General features: G+C 61.7%; 18 protein-coding genes. 2 read left to right on the forward strand and 16 right to left on the reverse strand.

Features of this window, described 5'->3' with window-relative positions; all coding sequences use genetic code 11:
• Positions 1-6: 6 nt before the first annotated feature.
• From ACLH0H_RS10825 to ACLH0H_RS10865, 9 genes are all read right to left on the reverse strand, one after another.
• On the reverse strand, positions 7-330 hold the full coding sequence (locus ACLH0H_RS10825; RefSeq protein ID WP_003176691.1) for a DUF3392 domain-containing protein: 324 nt from the start codon (positions 328-330) through the stop codon (positions 7-9).
• A 19-nt stretch (positions 331-349) separates the two neighbouring features.
• Complete coding sequence (gene hemW, locus ACLH0H_RS10830) at positions 350-1,552, reverse strand: radical SAM family heme chaperone HemW (RefSeq protein WP_411381991.1); 1,203 nt, start codon at positions 1,550-1,552, stop codon at positions 350-352.
• Positions 1,549-2,142: an RdgB/HAM1 family non-canonical purine NTP pyrophosphatase gene (gene rdgB / locus ACLH0H_RS10835; RefSeq protein ID WP_411381992.1), complete on the reverse strand. Its 594-nt coding sequence runs from the start codon at positions 2,140-2,142 to the stop codon at positions 1,549-1,551. Before rdgB ends, hemW begins: the two co-directional genes overlap by 4 nt.
• Positions 2,139-2,576 (reverse strand): DUF4426 domain-containing protein, encoded by a 438-nt coding sequence (locus ACLH0H_RS10840; RefSeq protein WP_076953141.1) that lies wholly within the window; start codon positions 2,574-2,576, stop codon positions 2,139-2,141. Before ACLH0H_RS10840 ends, rdgB begins: the two co-directional genes overlap by 4 nt.
• Before the next feature lie 21 nt (positions 2,577-2,597).
• Positions 2,598-3,218 (reverse strand): methionine biosynthesis protein MetW, encoded by a 621-nt coding sequence (gene metW, locus ACLH0H_RS10845; RefSeq protein WP_017735309.1) that lies wholly within the window; start codon positions 3,216-3,218, stop codon positions 2,598-2,600.
• 7 nt (positions 3,219-3,225) lie between these two features.
• Complete coding sequence (metX, locus tag ACLH0H_RS10850; RefSeq protein WP_076953143.1) at positions 3,226-4,365, reverse strand: homoserine O-succinyltransferase MetX; 1,140 nt, start codon at positions 4,363-4,365, stop codon at positions 3,226-3,228.
• 151 nt (positions 4,366-4,516) lie between these two features.
• Positions 4,517-5,104, reverse strand: coding sequence for a YggT family protein (locus tag ACLH0H_RS10855; protein ID WP_076953144.1), 588 nt, complete (start codon positions 5,102-5,104; stop codon positions 4,517-4,519).
• Positions 5,105-5,143: 39 nt separating this feature from the next.
• Complete coding sequence (proC, locus tag ACLH0H_RS10860) at positions 5,144-5,962, reverse strand: pyrroline-5-carboxylate reductase (protein ID WP_411381993.1); 819 nt, start codon at positions 5,960-5,962, stop codon at positions 5,144-5,146.
• A gap of 34 nt (positions 5,963-5,996) precedes the next feature.
• Entirely contained in the window at positions 5,997-6,683 is a 687-nt protein-coding gene (locus ACLH0H_RS10865; RefSeq protein ID WP_411381994.1) for a YggS family pyridoxal phosphate-dependent enzyme, read from the reverse strand.
• Positions 6,684-6,740: 57 nt separating this feature from the next.
• On the opposite strand from ACLH0H_RS10865, the gene ACLH0H_RS10870 reads away from it, so the two are divergent.
• Positions 6,741-7,775, forward strand: a complete 1,035-nt coding sequence (locus ACLH0H_RS10870; protein WP_411381995.1) for a type IV pilus twitching motility protein PilT — start codon at positions 6,741-6,743, stop codon at positions 7,773-7,775.
• A 155-nt stretch (positions 7,776-7,930) separates the two neighbouring features.
• Here ACLH0H_RS10870 and ACLH0H_RS10875 read toward each other — a convergent pair whose 3' ends face one another.
• Complete coding sequence (locus ACLH0H_RS10875; RefSeq protein ID WP_411381996.1) at positions 7,931-8,569, reverse strand: C40 family peptidase; 639 nt, start codon at positions 8,567-8,569, stop codon at positions 7,931-7,933.
• Positions 8,570-8,819: 250 nt separating this feature from the next.
• On the opposite strand from ACLH0H_RS10875, the gene ACLH0H_RS10880 reads away from it, so the two are divergent.
• Complete coding sequence (locus tag ACLH0H_RS10880; RefSeq protein ID WP_076953149.1) at positions 8,820-9,248, forward strand: NINE protein; 429 nt, start codon at positions 8,820-8,822, stop codon at positions 9,246-9,248.
• 134 nt (positions 9,249-9,382) lie between these two features.
• Here ACLH0H_RS10880 and ACLH0H_RS10885 read toward each other — a convergent pair whose 3' ends face one another.
• The 6 genes from ACLH0H_RS10885 to ACLH0H_RS10910 form a co-directional block, all read right to left on the reverse strand.
• The gene (locus tag ACLH0H_RS10885) at positions 9,383-10,654 is read right to left on the reverse strand and encodes a dihydroorotase (protein ID WP_411381997.1); all 1,272 of its coding nucleotides are present in this window, start codon (positions 10,652-10,654) and stop codon (positions 9,383-9,385) included.
• A complete protein-coding gene (locus tag ACLH0H_RS10890) occupies positions 10,651-11,655 on the reverse strand; it encodes an aspartate carbamoyltransferase catalytic subunit (protein WP_076953151.1) in 1,005 nt (334 codons plus the stop codon). The genes ACLH0H_RS10885 and ACLH0H_RS10890 overlap by 4 nt, the downstream gene beginning before the upstream one ends.
• Positions 11,656-11,679: 24 nt before the next feature.
• The gene (pyrR, locus tag ACLH0H_RS10895; RefSeq protein ID WP_076953152.1) at positions 11,680-12,186 is read right to left on the reverse strand and encodes a bifunctional pyr operon transcriptional regulator/uracil phosphoribosyltransferase PyrR; all 507 of its coding nucleotides are present in this window, start codon (positions 12,184-12,186) and stop codon (positions 11,680-11,682) included.
• A 132-nt stretch (positions 12,187-12,318) separates the two neighbouring features.
• The gene (ruvX, locus tag ACLH0H_RS10900) at positions 12,319-12,756 is read right to left on the reverse strand and encodes a Holliday junction resolvase RuvX (protein ID WP_003176676.1); all 438 of its coding nucleotides are present in this window, start codon (positions 12,754-12,756) and stop codon (positions 12,319-12,321) included.
• Complete coding sequence (locus ACLH0H_RS10905; protein WP_076953153.1) at positions 12,756-13,325, reverse strand: YqgE/AlgH family protein; 570 nt, start codon at positions 13,323-13,325, stop codon at positions 12,756-12,758. The genes ruvX and ACLH0H_RS10905 overlap by 1 nt, the downstream gene beginning before the upstream one ends.
• Before the next feature lie 189 nt (positions 13,326-13,514).
• A complete protein-coding gene (locus tag ACLH0H_RS10910) occupies positions 13,515-14,420 on the reverse strand; it encodes an energy transducer TonB (protein ID WP_186686786.1) in 906 nt (301 codons plus the stop codon).
• Between the last annotated feature and the right edge of the window lie 63 nt (positions 14,421-14,483).

Consider the following 14,483-nt stretch of genomic DNA (forward strand, 5'->3'; position numbering starts at 1 on the left):
GTCAAATCAGCGGCGGTCCGCAACCACGCCAATCAACACCAGCACCACCACCAACACCGGCGCCAAACTGTAGTTGTTGAACTGGCTCAACCCCCGCACGATCCACGGCGTGGCGTAGATCAGCGCTGCGCCGCTGCCGATCATGCACAGCAGGGCCATCAACGGCACGCGCAAGGCGCCGGCGATGCTGCCCAGGCGGGCTTCGACCCAGCCCTTGATGTCGGCGCCGAACAGCACCAGCAAACAGCCGACGAGAGCCAGGGAGATTTCCGACAGGTTGCTGCGGCTCCAGCGGGATACGGTGGCGAGCAGGTCGAGTACCAGATCCATTCGATTTCCTTAAAGAGCGTCAGCTCAAAAACGTCTGCAGCAGGTCATTGAGAAAGAGTTGCCCGCGGTCGGTCGCCGCCAGGCGTGACGGTTCGACCTGCATCAGGCCACTTTGTTCTGCATCCGTGCGGCCCTTATCGAGCGTCGTCAGTTCAAGGCCGGTGCGTTCGGTGTAGAGCCTGGCTTCGACGCCCTCGGTCAGGCGCAAAGCGTTCATCAGGAACTCGAACGGCAGCTCTTCATTGGTCAGTTCTTTCGCGCCGGCCTGGAAGCTTTTGGCCGGGTTGAGGTAGTCCTTTGGCGCTCGCGTTTTCCAGGTGCGCACGATGCGTCCGTCGGGGTGGCTGAGCTTGCCATGGGCGCCGGCACCGATGCCGATGAAGTCGCCAAAACTCCAGTAATTCAGGTTATGCCGCGCCGCACGACCCGGTTGGGCGTAGGCCGACACCTCGTATTGCGCATAACCGTGTTCGGCAAGCAGCGCCTGGCCGGCTTCCTGGATATCCCACAGGGTGTCATCTTCCGGCAGCGTTGGCGGCTGGTTCCAGAACACCGTATTGGGTTCCAGGGTCAACTGGTACCAGGACAAGTGCGTCGGCTTCAGCGCGATAGCCTGGCGCAGGTCGCTCAGGGCGTCGTCCAGGGACTGATCGGGCAAACCGTGCATCAAGTCCAGGTTGAAGTTGTCGAACCCCGCCTGGCGCGCCATGCCGGCGGCGCGTACGGCTTCATCGCCATTGTGAATGCGGCCCAGGGCTTGGAGTTTTTCCTGCTGGAAGCTCTGAATGCCGATCGACAGCCGATTGATTCCCAGCGCGCGATACGCCACGAACTTTTCCTGCTCGAACGTCCCGGGGTTGGCTTCCAGGGTGATCTCGATATCGCTGGCGAACGGGATACGCGATTCCACGCCCTTGAGCAGACGACCCAGCGCCGCAGCGCTGAACAGGCTGGGCGTACCGCCGCCGAAGAAGATCGAACTCAGCTCGCGGCCGTAAACGGCGTGCAGGTCTTGATCGAGGTCGGCGAGCAGGGCGTCCACATACTCTTCTTCCGGCAGCACGTTGCTGGCGGTGTGAGAGTTGAAGTCGCAATACGGGCATTTGCGCACGCACCACGGGATGTGGATATACAGCGCCAGGGGCGGCAGCAGGGGCAACGCCGCCCGAGGTGTTTGCGCGCCGCCGTGGATCAGCGGCTGCGCAGAGGTGTTCTGGGTCATTTCAGGCTCAGGCGTTGGCGCAGCAAATCCATTGCGCGGGCGCGGTGGCTGATCTGGTTCTTGTCGGCCGGGCTCAGTTCGGCGCTCGAGACATTGCGCTCCGGCACCCAGAACAGCGGGTCATAGCCAAACCCATGCTCACCGCTGGCGGCATGCAGGATACGCCCGTGCCACAGGCCTTCGCACAGGATCGGCAACGGATCATCGGCATGCCGCACCAGGGCCAGCACACACACGAACTGCGCGCCGCGCATCGCGTCTGGCATGTCCTTCAGGGCATCGAGCAGCTTGGCATTGTTGGCCGCATCGCCCTTGCCGTCGGCGTAGCGCGCCGAATAAATGCCAGGCGCGCCGCCGAGAAAGTCCACGGCCAGGCCCGAGTCATCCGCCAGCGCCGGCAAGCCGGAGATACGCGCGGCATTGCGTGCCTTGAGAATGGCGTTCTCGACGAACGACAGGCCGGTCTCTTCCGGTTCGACCTGGCTGAACTCGCCAATCGAGCGCAGTTGTACGGCTTCGCCGAGCATGGCCTGGAGTTCTTTGAGTTTGCCGGCGTTATGGCTGGCCAGTACGAGTTGGGTGAGGTTCATCGGTCGGCCGGAAACAGTTCTTGGTTGAATTGGAAACCGTGGGCTTTACCGCCGGTTTCAACATTGATGGTAAACGTCTTGTATTCGCGCTGCGTCACGGAGTAAGGCGCGAGGTAACTGATGCCGCCTTTCTCTTCGATTTGCTTGAACGTCAGGATCTCGCTCTTGCCGCCCAGGTCCTTGATGGTGCCGGTCACTTGGGCCGCGACCGGGGTGACGCCCTTGATCACCGTCACATTGATCAAGCCCTTCTCCTTGCTGCGCACCACGCCGACTTTCTGGGCGGTTTCCGGCGGCAGGAAGCTTGAGGTGAAGGTGTTGTAGTGCACGGTGATATCACCGAAGTCTTTCTTGCGATTAGCGTCGATAGTGTCCGCGGCCATGGCGCTGGCGCCCAGGCACGCGGTCAATAGAAAAATAGCCAAGCGACTCATGAACGTCCCTCTTGAAAATGATTAGACGGCAATTTTGTGGTCGGTCAGGCCAGGGCTGCTGACCCGGTAGATACCGATTTCGCCCAACAGGTTGGGCCATAGCTTACTCGCCCAGCCGTGGCGGTGCTGTTGATCGACGGCAAGGCGGTTGATCACCTTGGCTTCACGCTCGCCACACAGCGCTTCGAAGTCTTCGAAGGTGCAAAAGTGAATGTTCGGCGTGTTGTACCAGGTGTAGGGCAGGAAGTCCGAGACCGGCATGCGGCCCTTGGTGGCCAGGTACCAGCGGCAACGCCAATGCCCGAAGTTGGGAAAAGTGATGATGCACTGACGGCCCACGCGCAGCATTTCGTCGAGGATACGGTCCGGGTAGTGCACCGCTTGCAGGGCCTGGGTCATCACCACGATGTCGAAGCTGTTGCTGGCAAAGTTGCCCAGGCCCTTGTCCAGGTCCTGCTCGATCACGTTGATGCCCTTGGCCACGCACTGGGCGATATTGTCCGGGTCGTTTTCCAGGCCGTAGCCGGTGACTTGCTTGTTGTCGCGCAGCCAGCTCAGCAGTTCGCCATCGCCGCAGCCCAGGTCGAGCACGCGGCTGCCGGCGGGGATCCAGTCTTGGATGATGTCCAGGTCGGCTCTCATGGCGTTCTCACACTGCTATTCGGTTCATGTAATTGCTGAAGGCCTGCAAGTAACGCGGGATCGGGATCAGGAAGGCGTCGTGGCCTTGCGGAGCATCGATCTCCAGGTAGCAAACGTCTTTCTTGGCCGCCATCAGGGCGTCCACCAGCTCGCGGGAACGCGCCGGCGAAAAGCGCCAGTCGGTGGTGAAAGACATCACGCAGAACTTGGCCGTGGCGTGTTCGAAGGTTTTCGCCAGGTCGTCATCGTGGTTCGCCGCCGGGTCGAAATAGTCCAGGGCCTTGGTCATCAGCAGGTAGGTGTTGGCGTCGAAACGCCCGGAGAACTCCTCGCCCTGATAACGCAGGTAGCTTTCCACTTGGAATTCGACGCTGTGGAAGTCGTAGTTGAGCTTCTCGCTCTTGAGGCCACGGCCGAATTTTTCGCCCATGGAGTCATCGGACAGGTAGGTGATATGCCCGACCATCCGCGCCAGCATCAGGCCACGCTTGGGAATGACGCCGGCTTCCTGGAACGAGCCGCCGTGGAATTCAGGGTCGGTGAGGATGGCCTGGCGCGCTACTTCGTTGAAGGCAATGTTCTGCGCCGACAATTTGGGGGCCGAAGCGATGGCCAGGCAATGGCGCACGCGATCCGGGTAAGTGATGGTCCATTGCAGCGCCTGCATGCCGCCCAGGCTGCCGCCGATCACGGCGGCCCACTGGTTTATGCCCAGCAGGTCCGCCAGACGCGCCTGGCTGTGCACCCAGTCTTCCACGGTCAGCACTGGGAAGTCGGCGCCGAACGGCTTGCCGGTTTCCGGGTTGAGGCTGCTGGGACCGGTGGAACCGTTGCAGCCGCCGAGGTTGTTCAGGCTGACCACAAAGAACCTGTTGGTGTCGATGGGCTTGCCGGGACCGATGCAGCTGTCCCACCAGCCGGGCTTGCGCTCGTCGACCGAGTGGAAACCGGCGGCGTGATGATGGCCGGACAAGGCGTGGCAGATCAGCACGGCGTTGCTCGCCGTGGCGTTCAGTTGGCCGTAGGTTTCATAGATCAGGTCGTAGGCGGGCAGCGAACGCCCGCAGGCCAGGGCCAGCGGTTCGCTGAAGTGCGCCACTTGGGGCACGACCAGTCCAACAGAATCGGGGGGAAAGGCAGTTGGCATCGACCCTGCTCTCGTTTAAATGAGGCGTAAGTCTAAAGAGCGGGGACCCCAGCGGCAAGCAAAGGCCTGCGCGCATTCAATTCAACACATAGATACAAAAGTGTGGGAGCTGCGGTGCGACCGCAGCCCCCACACTTTACTGCGTCAGGCGTCAAATCAGCCCGAACAGCAGTGGTGGCATGTAAGCCAGTTCAGCCAGGAACGGGATGACCTTGATTTGCAGCACCTGGATCAGGATAAACAGGAAGATCGGCGAGATGTCCAGGCCGCCCAGGTTGGGGATGATGCGACGGAACGGTGCCAGCACCGGCTCGGTGATCTGCGTCACCAACTCGGCGCCAGGGCTGCGACTGCCCGGTGCGACCCAGGACAGAATCACACTGATGATCATCGACCAGAAGATGATTTTCAAAAACAGCGAGAAGATGCCGATCAGCGCCCATGGGAACAGAAGCACGGTGTAGGGCAGGTAACCCTTGAGCAGCAGCACCACCACAAACAGCAAAATCTGCAGCAGCAGCGCCAGCACCAGGGACGACATATCCAGACCGAACATGCTTGGCACTATCCGGCGCAGTGGCTTGAGCAGTGGTTGGGTGGCCTTGACCACGAACTGGCACAGCGGGTTGTAGAAGTTTGCCCGCACCAGTTGCAGGATAAAACGCATCAGTACGACCAGCAGATACAGGCTGCCCAGGGTCTGAATGATGAAAACGGCAGTGTCTATGAGTCCGAGCATGTATGTTTCCTATCTAGTCCGGTTGCGGGTAGGGGGCGACTATTTGCCCAGCTGTTCAGCCATTTCTGCCGAACGGTGTGCCGCGGCACCCAATGCTTTTTCCACCAGAGCTTCAAAGCCCCCGGCCTGGAACGATTCGATGGCCGCTTGCGTGGTGCCTCCGGGGGACGTCACGCGACGGCGCAACTCGGCGGCGTCCACGTCGCTGGCGACCGCCATATGCGCGGCGCCCAGGGCGGTCCGCTCAGCCAGTTGCTCGGCGACTTCCTTGGGCAGGCCCAGTTTCACGCCGGCGGCGGTCATGGCCTCGATCAGCAGGAAGAAATAGGCCGGGCCGCTGCCGGACACGGCGGTGACCGCGTCCAGTTGCTGCTCCTGTTCCAGCCACAGGGCGATGCCCACGGCGGACAGCAGCTCTTGCGCCTGGTCGCGTTGTGCGGCGGTCACTTCGGAGGTGGCATACAAGCCGCTGACGCCTTGACTGACCAGTGCCGGGGTGTTGGGCATGCAGCGTACGATCGGCTGGGCGCCGAGCCATTTGTTCATGCTGGCGCAAGTGATGCCGGCAGCGATGGACACCACCAACTGATGCGGCTGCAGGCTCGGGCGCAGGCTTTCGCACACGGCCTTCATGGCCTGCGGCTTGACCGCCAGTACGATCACATCGACGTTCTGGATGGCCTCGGCATTGTCGGCAAAAGTGTCGATACCGTGCTCAGCGCTGACGCGCGCGCGGGTGTCGGCGCCGGGGTCGCTGGCGCGAATCTGCGCCGCATCCAGGCCCTTGGCCCGCAGGCCACCGATCAGGCTGGCCGCCATGTTGCCGGCGCCGATAAAGGCAATACGCGTGTCGCTCATGACAGGTCCTTATTCAGATGGAAGTCAGCCATGTTCATGGCTGGCCATAGTCGCGGGCGCCAAACAGGGCGGTACCGATCCGCACCCAGTTGGCGCCTTGGGCGATGGCCGACTCAAGGTCGTGGCTCATGCCCATGGAAAGTGTGTCCAGCGCCAGATTCAAACCGGCCTGCAGCTCGCGTACGCGGGCGAACGCCGCATCTTGCGCGGCGCGATCCTCAGTCGGCTCGGGAATCGCCATCAGGCCGCGCAGCTTCAAGCGCGGCAGGGCACTGATCGCATTGGCCAGGGCCGGCAGGTCGGCGGGTGTACAGCCGGACTTGCTGGCTTCGCCACTGACGTTGACCTGGATGCAGATATTCAGCGGCGGCAGGTCGGCCGGGCGTTGTTCGGACAGGCGTTCAGCGATTTTCAGGCGGTCCACGGAATGCACCCAAGCGAAATTCTCGGCGATAGCGCGCGTCTTGTTCGATTGAATGGGGCCGATGAAGTGCCAACTCAAGGGCAGGTCGGTTAATTCGGCTTGTTTGCCCAAGGCTTCCTGCAGGTAGTTCTCGCCAAAGTCGCAGACGCCGGCGGCGTAGGCTTCGCGCACGGCCTGGGCGGGTTTGGTCTTGCTCACGGCCAGCAGGTGGATGCTGTTTGCGTCACGTTGCACGGCGTCGGCTGCGGCGCGGATGCGCTGGCTAACCAGGCCGATATTGTCTGCTATCGTCGACATTCAAGATGCGCCCGTGGATATGGAGTCCGCGGCATTCTACTGGAAATGGAAAGCCCTATGGATATCACTGAACTACTCACGGCCAGCGTGCGCCGTGGCGCCTCCGACCTGCATTTGTCGGCTGGCCTGGCGCCGATGCTGCGGGTCGATGGCGAGGTCTGGCCGCTGGATTGGCCGGTGCTCTCGCCCCCGCAAGTCGCGGACTTGTTGAGCCCGTTGCTCAATCGGCACCAACAAAAGGATTTCGAAACATCTCTTGATACGGATTTTGCCTTCGAACTGCCCGGCGTGGCGCGGTTCCGGGTGAATGTGTTCCGGCAGGATCGGGGAATGGGCGCGGTCTTTCGTACCATACCCTCTGAGGTGCAGAGCCTGGAAAGCCTCGGCCTTGGCGAAGTATTCCAGCGCATCGCCCAGTTGCCACACGGGCTGGTATTGGTGACCGGGCCCACCGGTTCAGGCAAGTCCACCACCCTGGCGGCCATGGTCGATTTTCTCAATCAACATCGGCGCCAGCACATCCTTACTCTCGAAGACCCCATCGAATTCATCCACACGCCCAAAACAGCATTGATCAACCAACGCCAGGTACACCGCGACACCCACAGTTTTTCCAGCGCTCTTCGTTCGGCGCTGCGGGAAGACCCGGATGTGATCCTGGTAGGGGAGCTGCGCGACCTGGAAACCATCCGCCTGGCGCTGACCGCCGCAGAGACCGGGCACCTGGTATTCGGCACTTTGCACACCCGCTCGGCGGCAAAAACCGTGGACCGGCTGGTGGACGTGTTTCCGGCCGGGGAAAAGGCCATGGTCCGCTCGATGCTGTCGGAGTCGCTGCAGGCGGTGGTGTCCCAGGTGCTGGTGAAGAAAATCGGCGGCGGGCGGGTGGCGGCCCACGAAATCATGCTGGGCACGCCGGCCGTTCGCAATTTGATCCGTGAGGACAAGGTGGCGCAGCTGGTCTCGGCGATCCAGACCGGCGGGGCGTTGGGAATGAAGACGTTGGATATGAGCTTGAAGGCGCTGGTCGGGGAGGGCGTAATCAATCGGGAAGAGGCGCGGGAGAAGGCGAGGGTGCCTGCAGACATATGAAATCTTGAGGGCGATGTAAATCAAATGTGGGAGCGGCGGTGCGACGATTCGACTTGCTCGCGAATGCGGAGTGTCAGCCGACAGAGTAATCGACTGATCCACCGCATTCGCGAGCAAGCCCGCTCCCACATGTTTTACCGCATTTCAGCCTGGAATCAGCGCTGTACAACCCGCAGGTTGTTGTTCTGCTCTTTAGGCAGTACCCGCTTGGCAATCACGTAGTTCTTGTCCCAGAACGGCTTCTTCAGCGTATCGATGCTGACCGATTTGCCACGGCGCGGGGCGTGGATGAAACGGTCGTTGCCCAGGTAAATGGCAACGTGGTTCACCTGGCGGCTCTTCAACTTGAAGAACAGCAAGTCACCCGGCTTCAGGTCCTTGCGGTCGACCTTCTGCCCGTGGCCGGCGGCCATGGCGTTGGACGTACGCGGCAAATCCACGGCAGCGACGTCGTTGAACGCATATTTCACCAGGCCACTGCAGTCGAACCCTTTACTTGGGCTGCTGCCGCCCCAACGATAAGGAGTACCGAGCACGTTGACGGCGCGGCTGAGGACGGTACTGCTCTGCTTAGTGTTGACGGCCATCAGGGCCGGCGTTGCTTTACCGTGGGCCTTGCTCAGTTGAGTCGGGCGGTTCACGGTGGGCTTTACCGATTTGGCAATGCCGGGTGTGCTGTGGACTTTAGGGGTAAAACCGTTAACGTTTGGAAGTCTTTGCTCACGATTGGTGGCGTGGGCGGCCAGTGGCATTAATAGGCAAATGGTTAGCCATGTCTTGAAAAATGGTCGCATTAGGCGTGGCTCTTATGGGTTTGCGCGCAACTTTATAACAGCTTTTGGTGTCGTTCTCAGGCCGTTTGTCGACTGAACCTTGACGTTAAAATCAGGAAAAACGCGACAATCCGCCGCAATTGTCCGACACAAGTCAGGTGGCATAAGGCTTTCAGGGCAGGGAAGATACCATTTGCCGTACGTCGGGCGCTCGTAAAAAAGTCACAAAGAAAGTGAAAAAATTTATCTATCGAGGCAAAAGAGGTACGCGATGAACACCTATCAGCAGATTGGTTCGCAGCAAGACACTCACAGCAAGGTGATCGGTTACCTGTTGTGGATTTTCGGTTTTACCGGCGCGCATCGCTTTTACTACGGCAAACCCGTCACCGGTACGATCTGGTTTTTTACCTTGGGCCTGTTGGGCATCGGCTGGCTGATCGACTTCTTCCTGATCCCGGCCATGGACCGTGAAGCGGACCTGCGTTTCACCGCCGGGCCCATCGAGTACAACGTGGCCTGGATCCTGTTGGCGTTTCTGGGGGTGTTCGGCGTGCACCGCATGTACCAGGGCAAATGGATCACTGGCCTGATCTACCTGCTGACCGGCGGCTTGTTCCTGGTGGGGGTGCTGTATGACTTCTGGACGTTGAATACGCAGATTTCGGTCCGCAATGCCGAGCGTAACGGCGGGCGCTGAATCTCTGGAGGCCTGCGCAGAACCTAATGTGGGAGCGGGCTTGCTCGCGAATGCGGTGTATCAGTCATGTAGCTGTCGACTGGCACTCAGCATTCGCGAGCAAGCCCGCTCCCACATTTTCTACCGTGCCCGCTTCAGGCCTGGTAGGTGACCCGTCCGTCGACAATGGTGTAGCGCACCGTCGCCGGCAGGCTATGCCCGATGAATGGGCAGTTTTCGCCCTTGGACAGCCAATGCTCCCCGGCAACGGTGGAGGCGGCCGGGTCGAACAACACCAGATCCGCCGCCGAACCCACCGCCAACTTGCCCGCCGGCAGGCGCAAGGCCTCGGCCGGGCCCGTGCTCAGGCGCGCCAGCAGTGTTGGCAAGTCCAGCAAGCCTTCTTCAACTAATGTCATTGCCAGCGGCAGCAACAGTTCGACGCTGCTGATACCCGGCTCTGTCGCGCCGAACGGCGCCAGCTTGGCATCCCGCTCATGGGGCTGGTGGTGGCTGGAAATCGCCGAGACCACGCCGGATTTGACCGCCGCGCGCAAACCTTCGCGGTCGGCACGGGTACGCAGTGGGGGCTGCACGTGGTACAGGCTGGAAAAGTCGATCAGCGCTTCATCCGTCAGGATTAACTGGTACAGGGCGACGTCCGCCGTCACCGGCAAACCACGGGCCTGGGCCTGGGCGATCAGGGCGACACCGCGGGCGCTGGTCAGTTGGCTGAAGTGCGCGCGCACCCCGCTTTGTTCCACCAGCAGCAGGTCACGGGCCAGGGCCACGGTTTCGGCGGTTTCCGGAATGCCCGGCAGGCCGAGGAAGCTGGCCACGGCGCCTTCATGGGCCAGGCCACCTTCGGCCAGATCGTGGTCCTGGGAATGGAAGATCACCGTCAGGTCGAAGGTGGCCGCGTATTCCAGGGCACGGCACAGGGTGCGGGTGCTGCGGAAACCCTCCAGGCCGTTGCCGAAGGCCACGCAACCGGCGTCGCGCAGGGCGATCAGTTCGGCCAGTTGTTCGCCTTCCAGGCCTTTGCTCAGGGCGCCGATGGGGAACACTTTGCAATTGCCGGCTTCACGGGCGCGGTCGAGGATCAGCTCGGTCACGGCCGAGGTGTCCAGCACCGGCTTGGTGTGCGGCGGGCAGCACAGGCTGGTCACGCCACCGGCGGCGGCGGCGCGGGTTTCGCTGATGATATTGCCCTTGCGGCTGTAACCCGGCTCGCGCAGGGCGACGTTCAGGTCCACCAGCCCAGGCGCGGCCACCAGGCCTTTGGCGTCGATGGTCTCGCTGGGGCTGAAGCCCGCGGGCGCGGCGCCGATGGCGATGAGCTTGCCGGCTTCCAGGTGCAGATCGGTAACTTGATCCAGGCCGCTGGCCGGATCGATGACGCTGGCGCCGAGGATGCTGAGCTTCACTGGGCGTTCTCCTGCTCGAATTGACGTTGCGCGGTCTGCCCGCTCATGGCCATGGACAGCACGGCCATGCGTACGGCGATGCCGTAGGTCACCTGGTTGAGGATCACCGACTGGTTGCCGTCGGCCACCGCCGACTCAATCTCCACGCCGCGGTTGATCGGGCCCGGGTGCATCACGATCGCGTCCGGCTTGGCGCCGGCCAGGCGTGTGGTGGTCAGGCCGAACAGGCGGTAGAACTCGCCTTCGCTCGGCAACAGGCCACCGGCCATGCGTTCGCGTTGCAGGCGCAGCATGATCACTACGTCCACGTCCTTGAGGCCTGCGGTCATGTCGGTGTAGACCTTCACACCGTACTGTTCGATACCGATCGGCAGCAGGGTCTTCGGGGCGATCACGCGGATATCCGGGCAGCCCAGGGTCTTCAGGGCCAGCATGTTCGAGCGTGCCACCCGCGAATGCAGGATGTCGCCGACGATGGCCACCGACAGGTTTTCAAAGCTGCCCTTGTGCCGACGGATGGTGAGCATGTCGAGCATGCCCTGGGTCGGGTGGGCGTGGCGGCCGTCGCCACCGTTGATGATCGCCACCTGCGGGCACACGTGCTCGGCGATGAAGTGCGCGGCGCCGGAATCGCCGTGGCGCACCACGAACATGTCGGCGGCCATGGCTTCCAGGTTGCGCAGGGTGTCGAGCAGGGTTTCGCCCTTGCTCGCCGACGAGGTGGACACGTTCAACGTGATCACGTCGGCAGACAATCGCTGGGCGGCCAGTTCAAAAGTGGTGCGGGTGCGGGTGGAGTTCTCGAAGAACACATTGCAGATGGTCTTGCCGCGCAGCAGCGGGACCTTCTTCACCGCGCGTCCACCGACCTCGAGGAACGAGTCGGCGGTGTCGAGGATCTCGGTGAGCAGCTCGCGGGGCAGGCCGTCGAGGGACAGGAAATGTTGCAACTGGCCCTGAGCATTGAGCTGCAGCGGGCGCTTGGCATCTAGAGGCGTCATCGCGGGGACTCTGTACAAGGCAGTTTAAGGGGCAAGGTCTTGCAGTTCGAGTGCGAGCGGCGTGGGACCGGACAATTTTACCCGCTGGTGGGCGGCAAGCGACAGTGTGGCGCCGACCACATCCGGGCTGATCGGCAATTCGCCAGCGTCCAGGTCCAGCAGGCACACCAGGGTCACACTGGCCGGGCGGCCGTAGTCGAACAGTTCATTCAGGGCGGCACGGATGGTGCGACCGCTCATCAGCACGTCGTCGATCAGCACCAAGTGCTGGCCTTCGATCTCGAACGGCAGGGCCGAAGGGCGCACTTGCGGGTGCAGGCCGTTCTGGCTGAAGTCGTCGCGGTAGAAGGATACGTCGAGCGTGCCCAGGGGCGAATCACTGCCCAGTTCTTGCAGCAACGCCTGGGCGACCCACACACCGCCGGTACGAATGCCGATGAAACGTGGCTCGCTGATGGCGCGGTGTTGCAGATGGGCCCTGAGGCGCGTGGCCATCTGGCTGATCAGTTCGGCGGGGTTCGGCAAGCTCATGGTGGCTCCTTGTTAAGTGTGTAGGCACATGCTTGCTCACGAAAACTCATGGGTATCGCGTTCATCCAATATCCACGCGGTATCGTTAACGTTTTTCGCGGGCAAGCCCGCTCCCACAGGGTTGCGGCAAAGTCAGGATTCAAATAAAGCGGTGTTTTCGTCCAGCCAACCCTGCAACAACAGAGCGGCCGCGATGGCGTCCACGGGGTTGTCGCGGTAGCTGCCTTTCTGTCCGCCACGGTCGCGCCGCTCGCCCTTGGCTTCAAAGGTGGTGAGGCGTTCATCGTGGGTATAGAAGGGAATGTTGTAGCGGCCGTTGAGGCGGCGTGCGAATTTTTCAGCGCGCAGGCACATATCGCTGGGCGTGCCGTCCATGTTCAGCGGCAGGCCAACCACGACCGCGTCGGGTTTCCATTCTTTAATGAGGGCTTCAACCTGGTTCCAGTCCGGTATGCCGTTCTGGGCTTTCAAGGTGCACAGCTCGCGGGCCTGGCCGGTGATTACCTGGCCGACTGCTACGCCGATCTGTTTGGTGCCGTAGTCAAAGCCGAGGATCAGGCGTAAAGCCATCAGGCGTGCCCCGCCTGGCTGGTCAACAGGTTGAGGTTGACCCGCAGCGTGGCCGCGGCCGCTTCCAGGCGCAGTTCGCTGGAGGTGTTGAACAGAATGTCGGCGTCAAACGGGCAGGTCAGCCACGCATTGCTCGCCAGTTCAGCTTCCAACTGGCCCGCTTCCCAACCGGCGTAGCCGAGGGTGATCACGCTTTGCTCGGGGCCCACGCCGTCGGCGATGGCGAACAACACGTCCTGGGAAGTGGACAGCGACACGCCTTCCAGATCAACCGTCGCCTGGAATTTCGGCCCGCTGGGGTGCAGCACAAAGCCACGATCGGTCTGCACCGGCCCGCCGAAGTAGATCGGCACGTGCTGGCAACTGGCCGGCGGATCGATTTCCGGACGCAATTGCTCAAGGATATCCGCCAGGCTCAGCTCCTGTGGACGGTTCACCACCAGCCCCATGGCACCATTGGCCGTGTGCTCGACGATGTAGGTCAAGGTCTGCGCAAAGTTCGGGTCGGCCATATGGGGCATGGCGATCAGGAATTGGTGCTTGAGGTAGGTCGGGCTGACATTTTTCATGTCCGCTAGTGTGGCGTTGGAGGGGCGAACTGACAAGCTGAGCGTGACCCGAATACAGTGCCGTCTGCTTGATCGTTCCCACGCTCTGCGTGGGAATGTATTCGGTGACGCTCTGCGTCACGGCTTTAAAGCAGGACGCGGAGCGTCAGGGGCGGCATTCCCACGCAGAGCGTGGGAACGATCTGACGGTTAGTTACTGGAGAGGCGGTCGCCCTTGGCAAATTTCCAGGTGCGGATGATTTCCAGGCGGTCCACGTCGTTCAAATCACCGGTAAACGGGGCAAACGGCGCAGCCAGGCGCACGATACGCTGGGCGGCCTGGTCCAGCAGTGGCTGGCCGGAAGATTCCAGCACCTGCACTTCATATAACGTGCCGTCGCGGTTGATCGACACCAACAGGCGCAGATTGCCGTAGATCTGCTGGCGCCGCGCTTCTTCGGGGTAGTTGAGGTTGCCGATGCGCTCGACCTTCTTGCGCCATTCATCCTTATACCAGGCGCCTTTGTCACGCATGGTCGAAGCAGCGTTCAGCCGGTAGATGCGCGGACGCTTGGCGTACAGTTGCTGTTCGTGGGCCAGCTCGGCTTCCAGGCTGGAAATCTCGTCGGTCAGCGTCGAGCTGTCGAAGGTCGGCGCCGGCTTGACGGGCTCGGGTTTCGGTTCGGTCTTGGCCTTTTCGCGCTGGGTCGGGGCTTTTTGCGGCTTGGGTGCGACGGTGGTGACGGCGGCTTTGGGCGTGGCCTGCTTGACCTCTGGCTTGGGCGCTGGTGGCGGCGTGACTTTATTCACCTTGTTGTCCTGGAACGGCGCCACTTCGGTGGTCTTGGGCACGGCCTTTTTATCCAGCGTGCCGCTGCCCTGCTGATTGTCCTGGGCAAGAAAGTCAGCCTTTTCGGGCTTTTTTTCGCTTTTGAACGTGGCGAGGGTGATTTCCAGGGTTTTACTGATTTGCTTGGGCTCGACCATGGAGAACCCCACGCCGAGGATCAGGGCCAAGTGGATCAGTGCCGCCAGAAACAGGGTAAATCCGAGCCGATCAGCCGGGCGCACGCCGCGGTGGGAGAGTTCTGGGGGCAGATCGGACGGGAGTGTCATGACAAAAAAACCAACATCGCGCGTTTCACAGGTGGCGCATGATAACGCAATGTTGGTGTGTGT

The sequence above is a fragment of the Pseudomonas sp. MPB26 genome (assembly GCF_046605355.1).
GTDB lineage: Bacteria > Pseudomonadota > Gammaproteobacteria > Pseudomonadales > Pseudomonadaceae > Aquipseudomonas > Aquipseudomonas cedrina.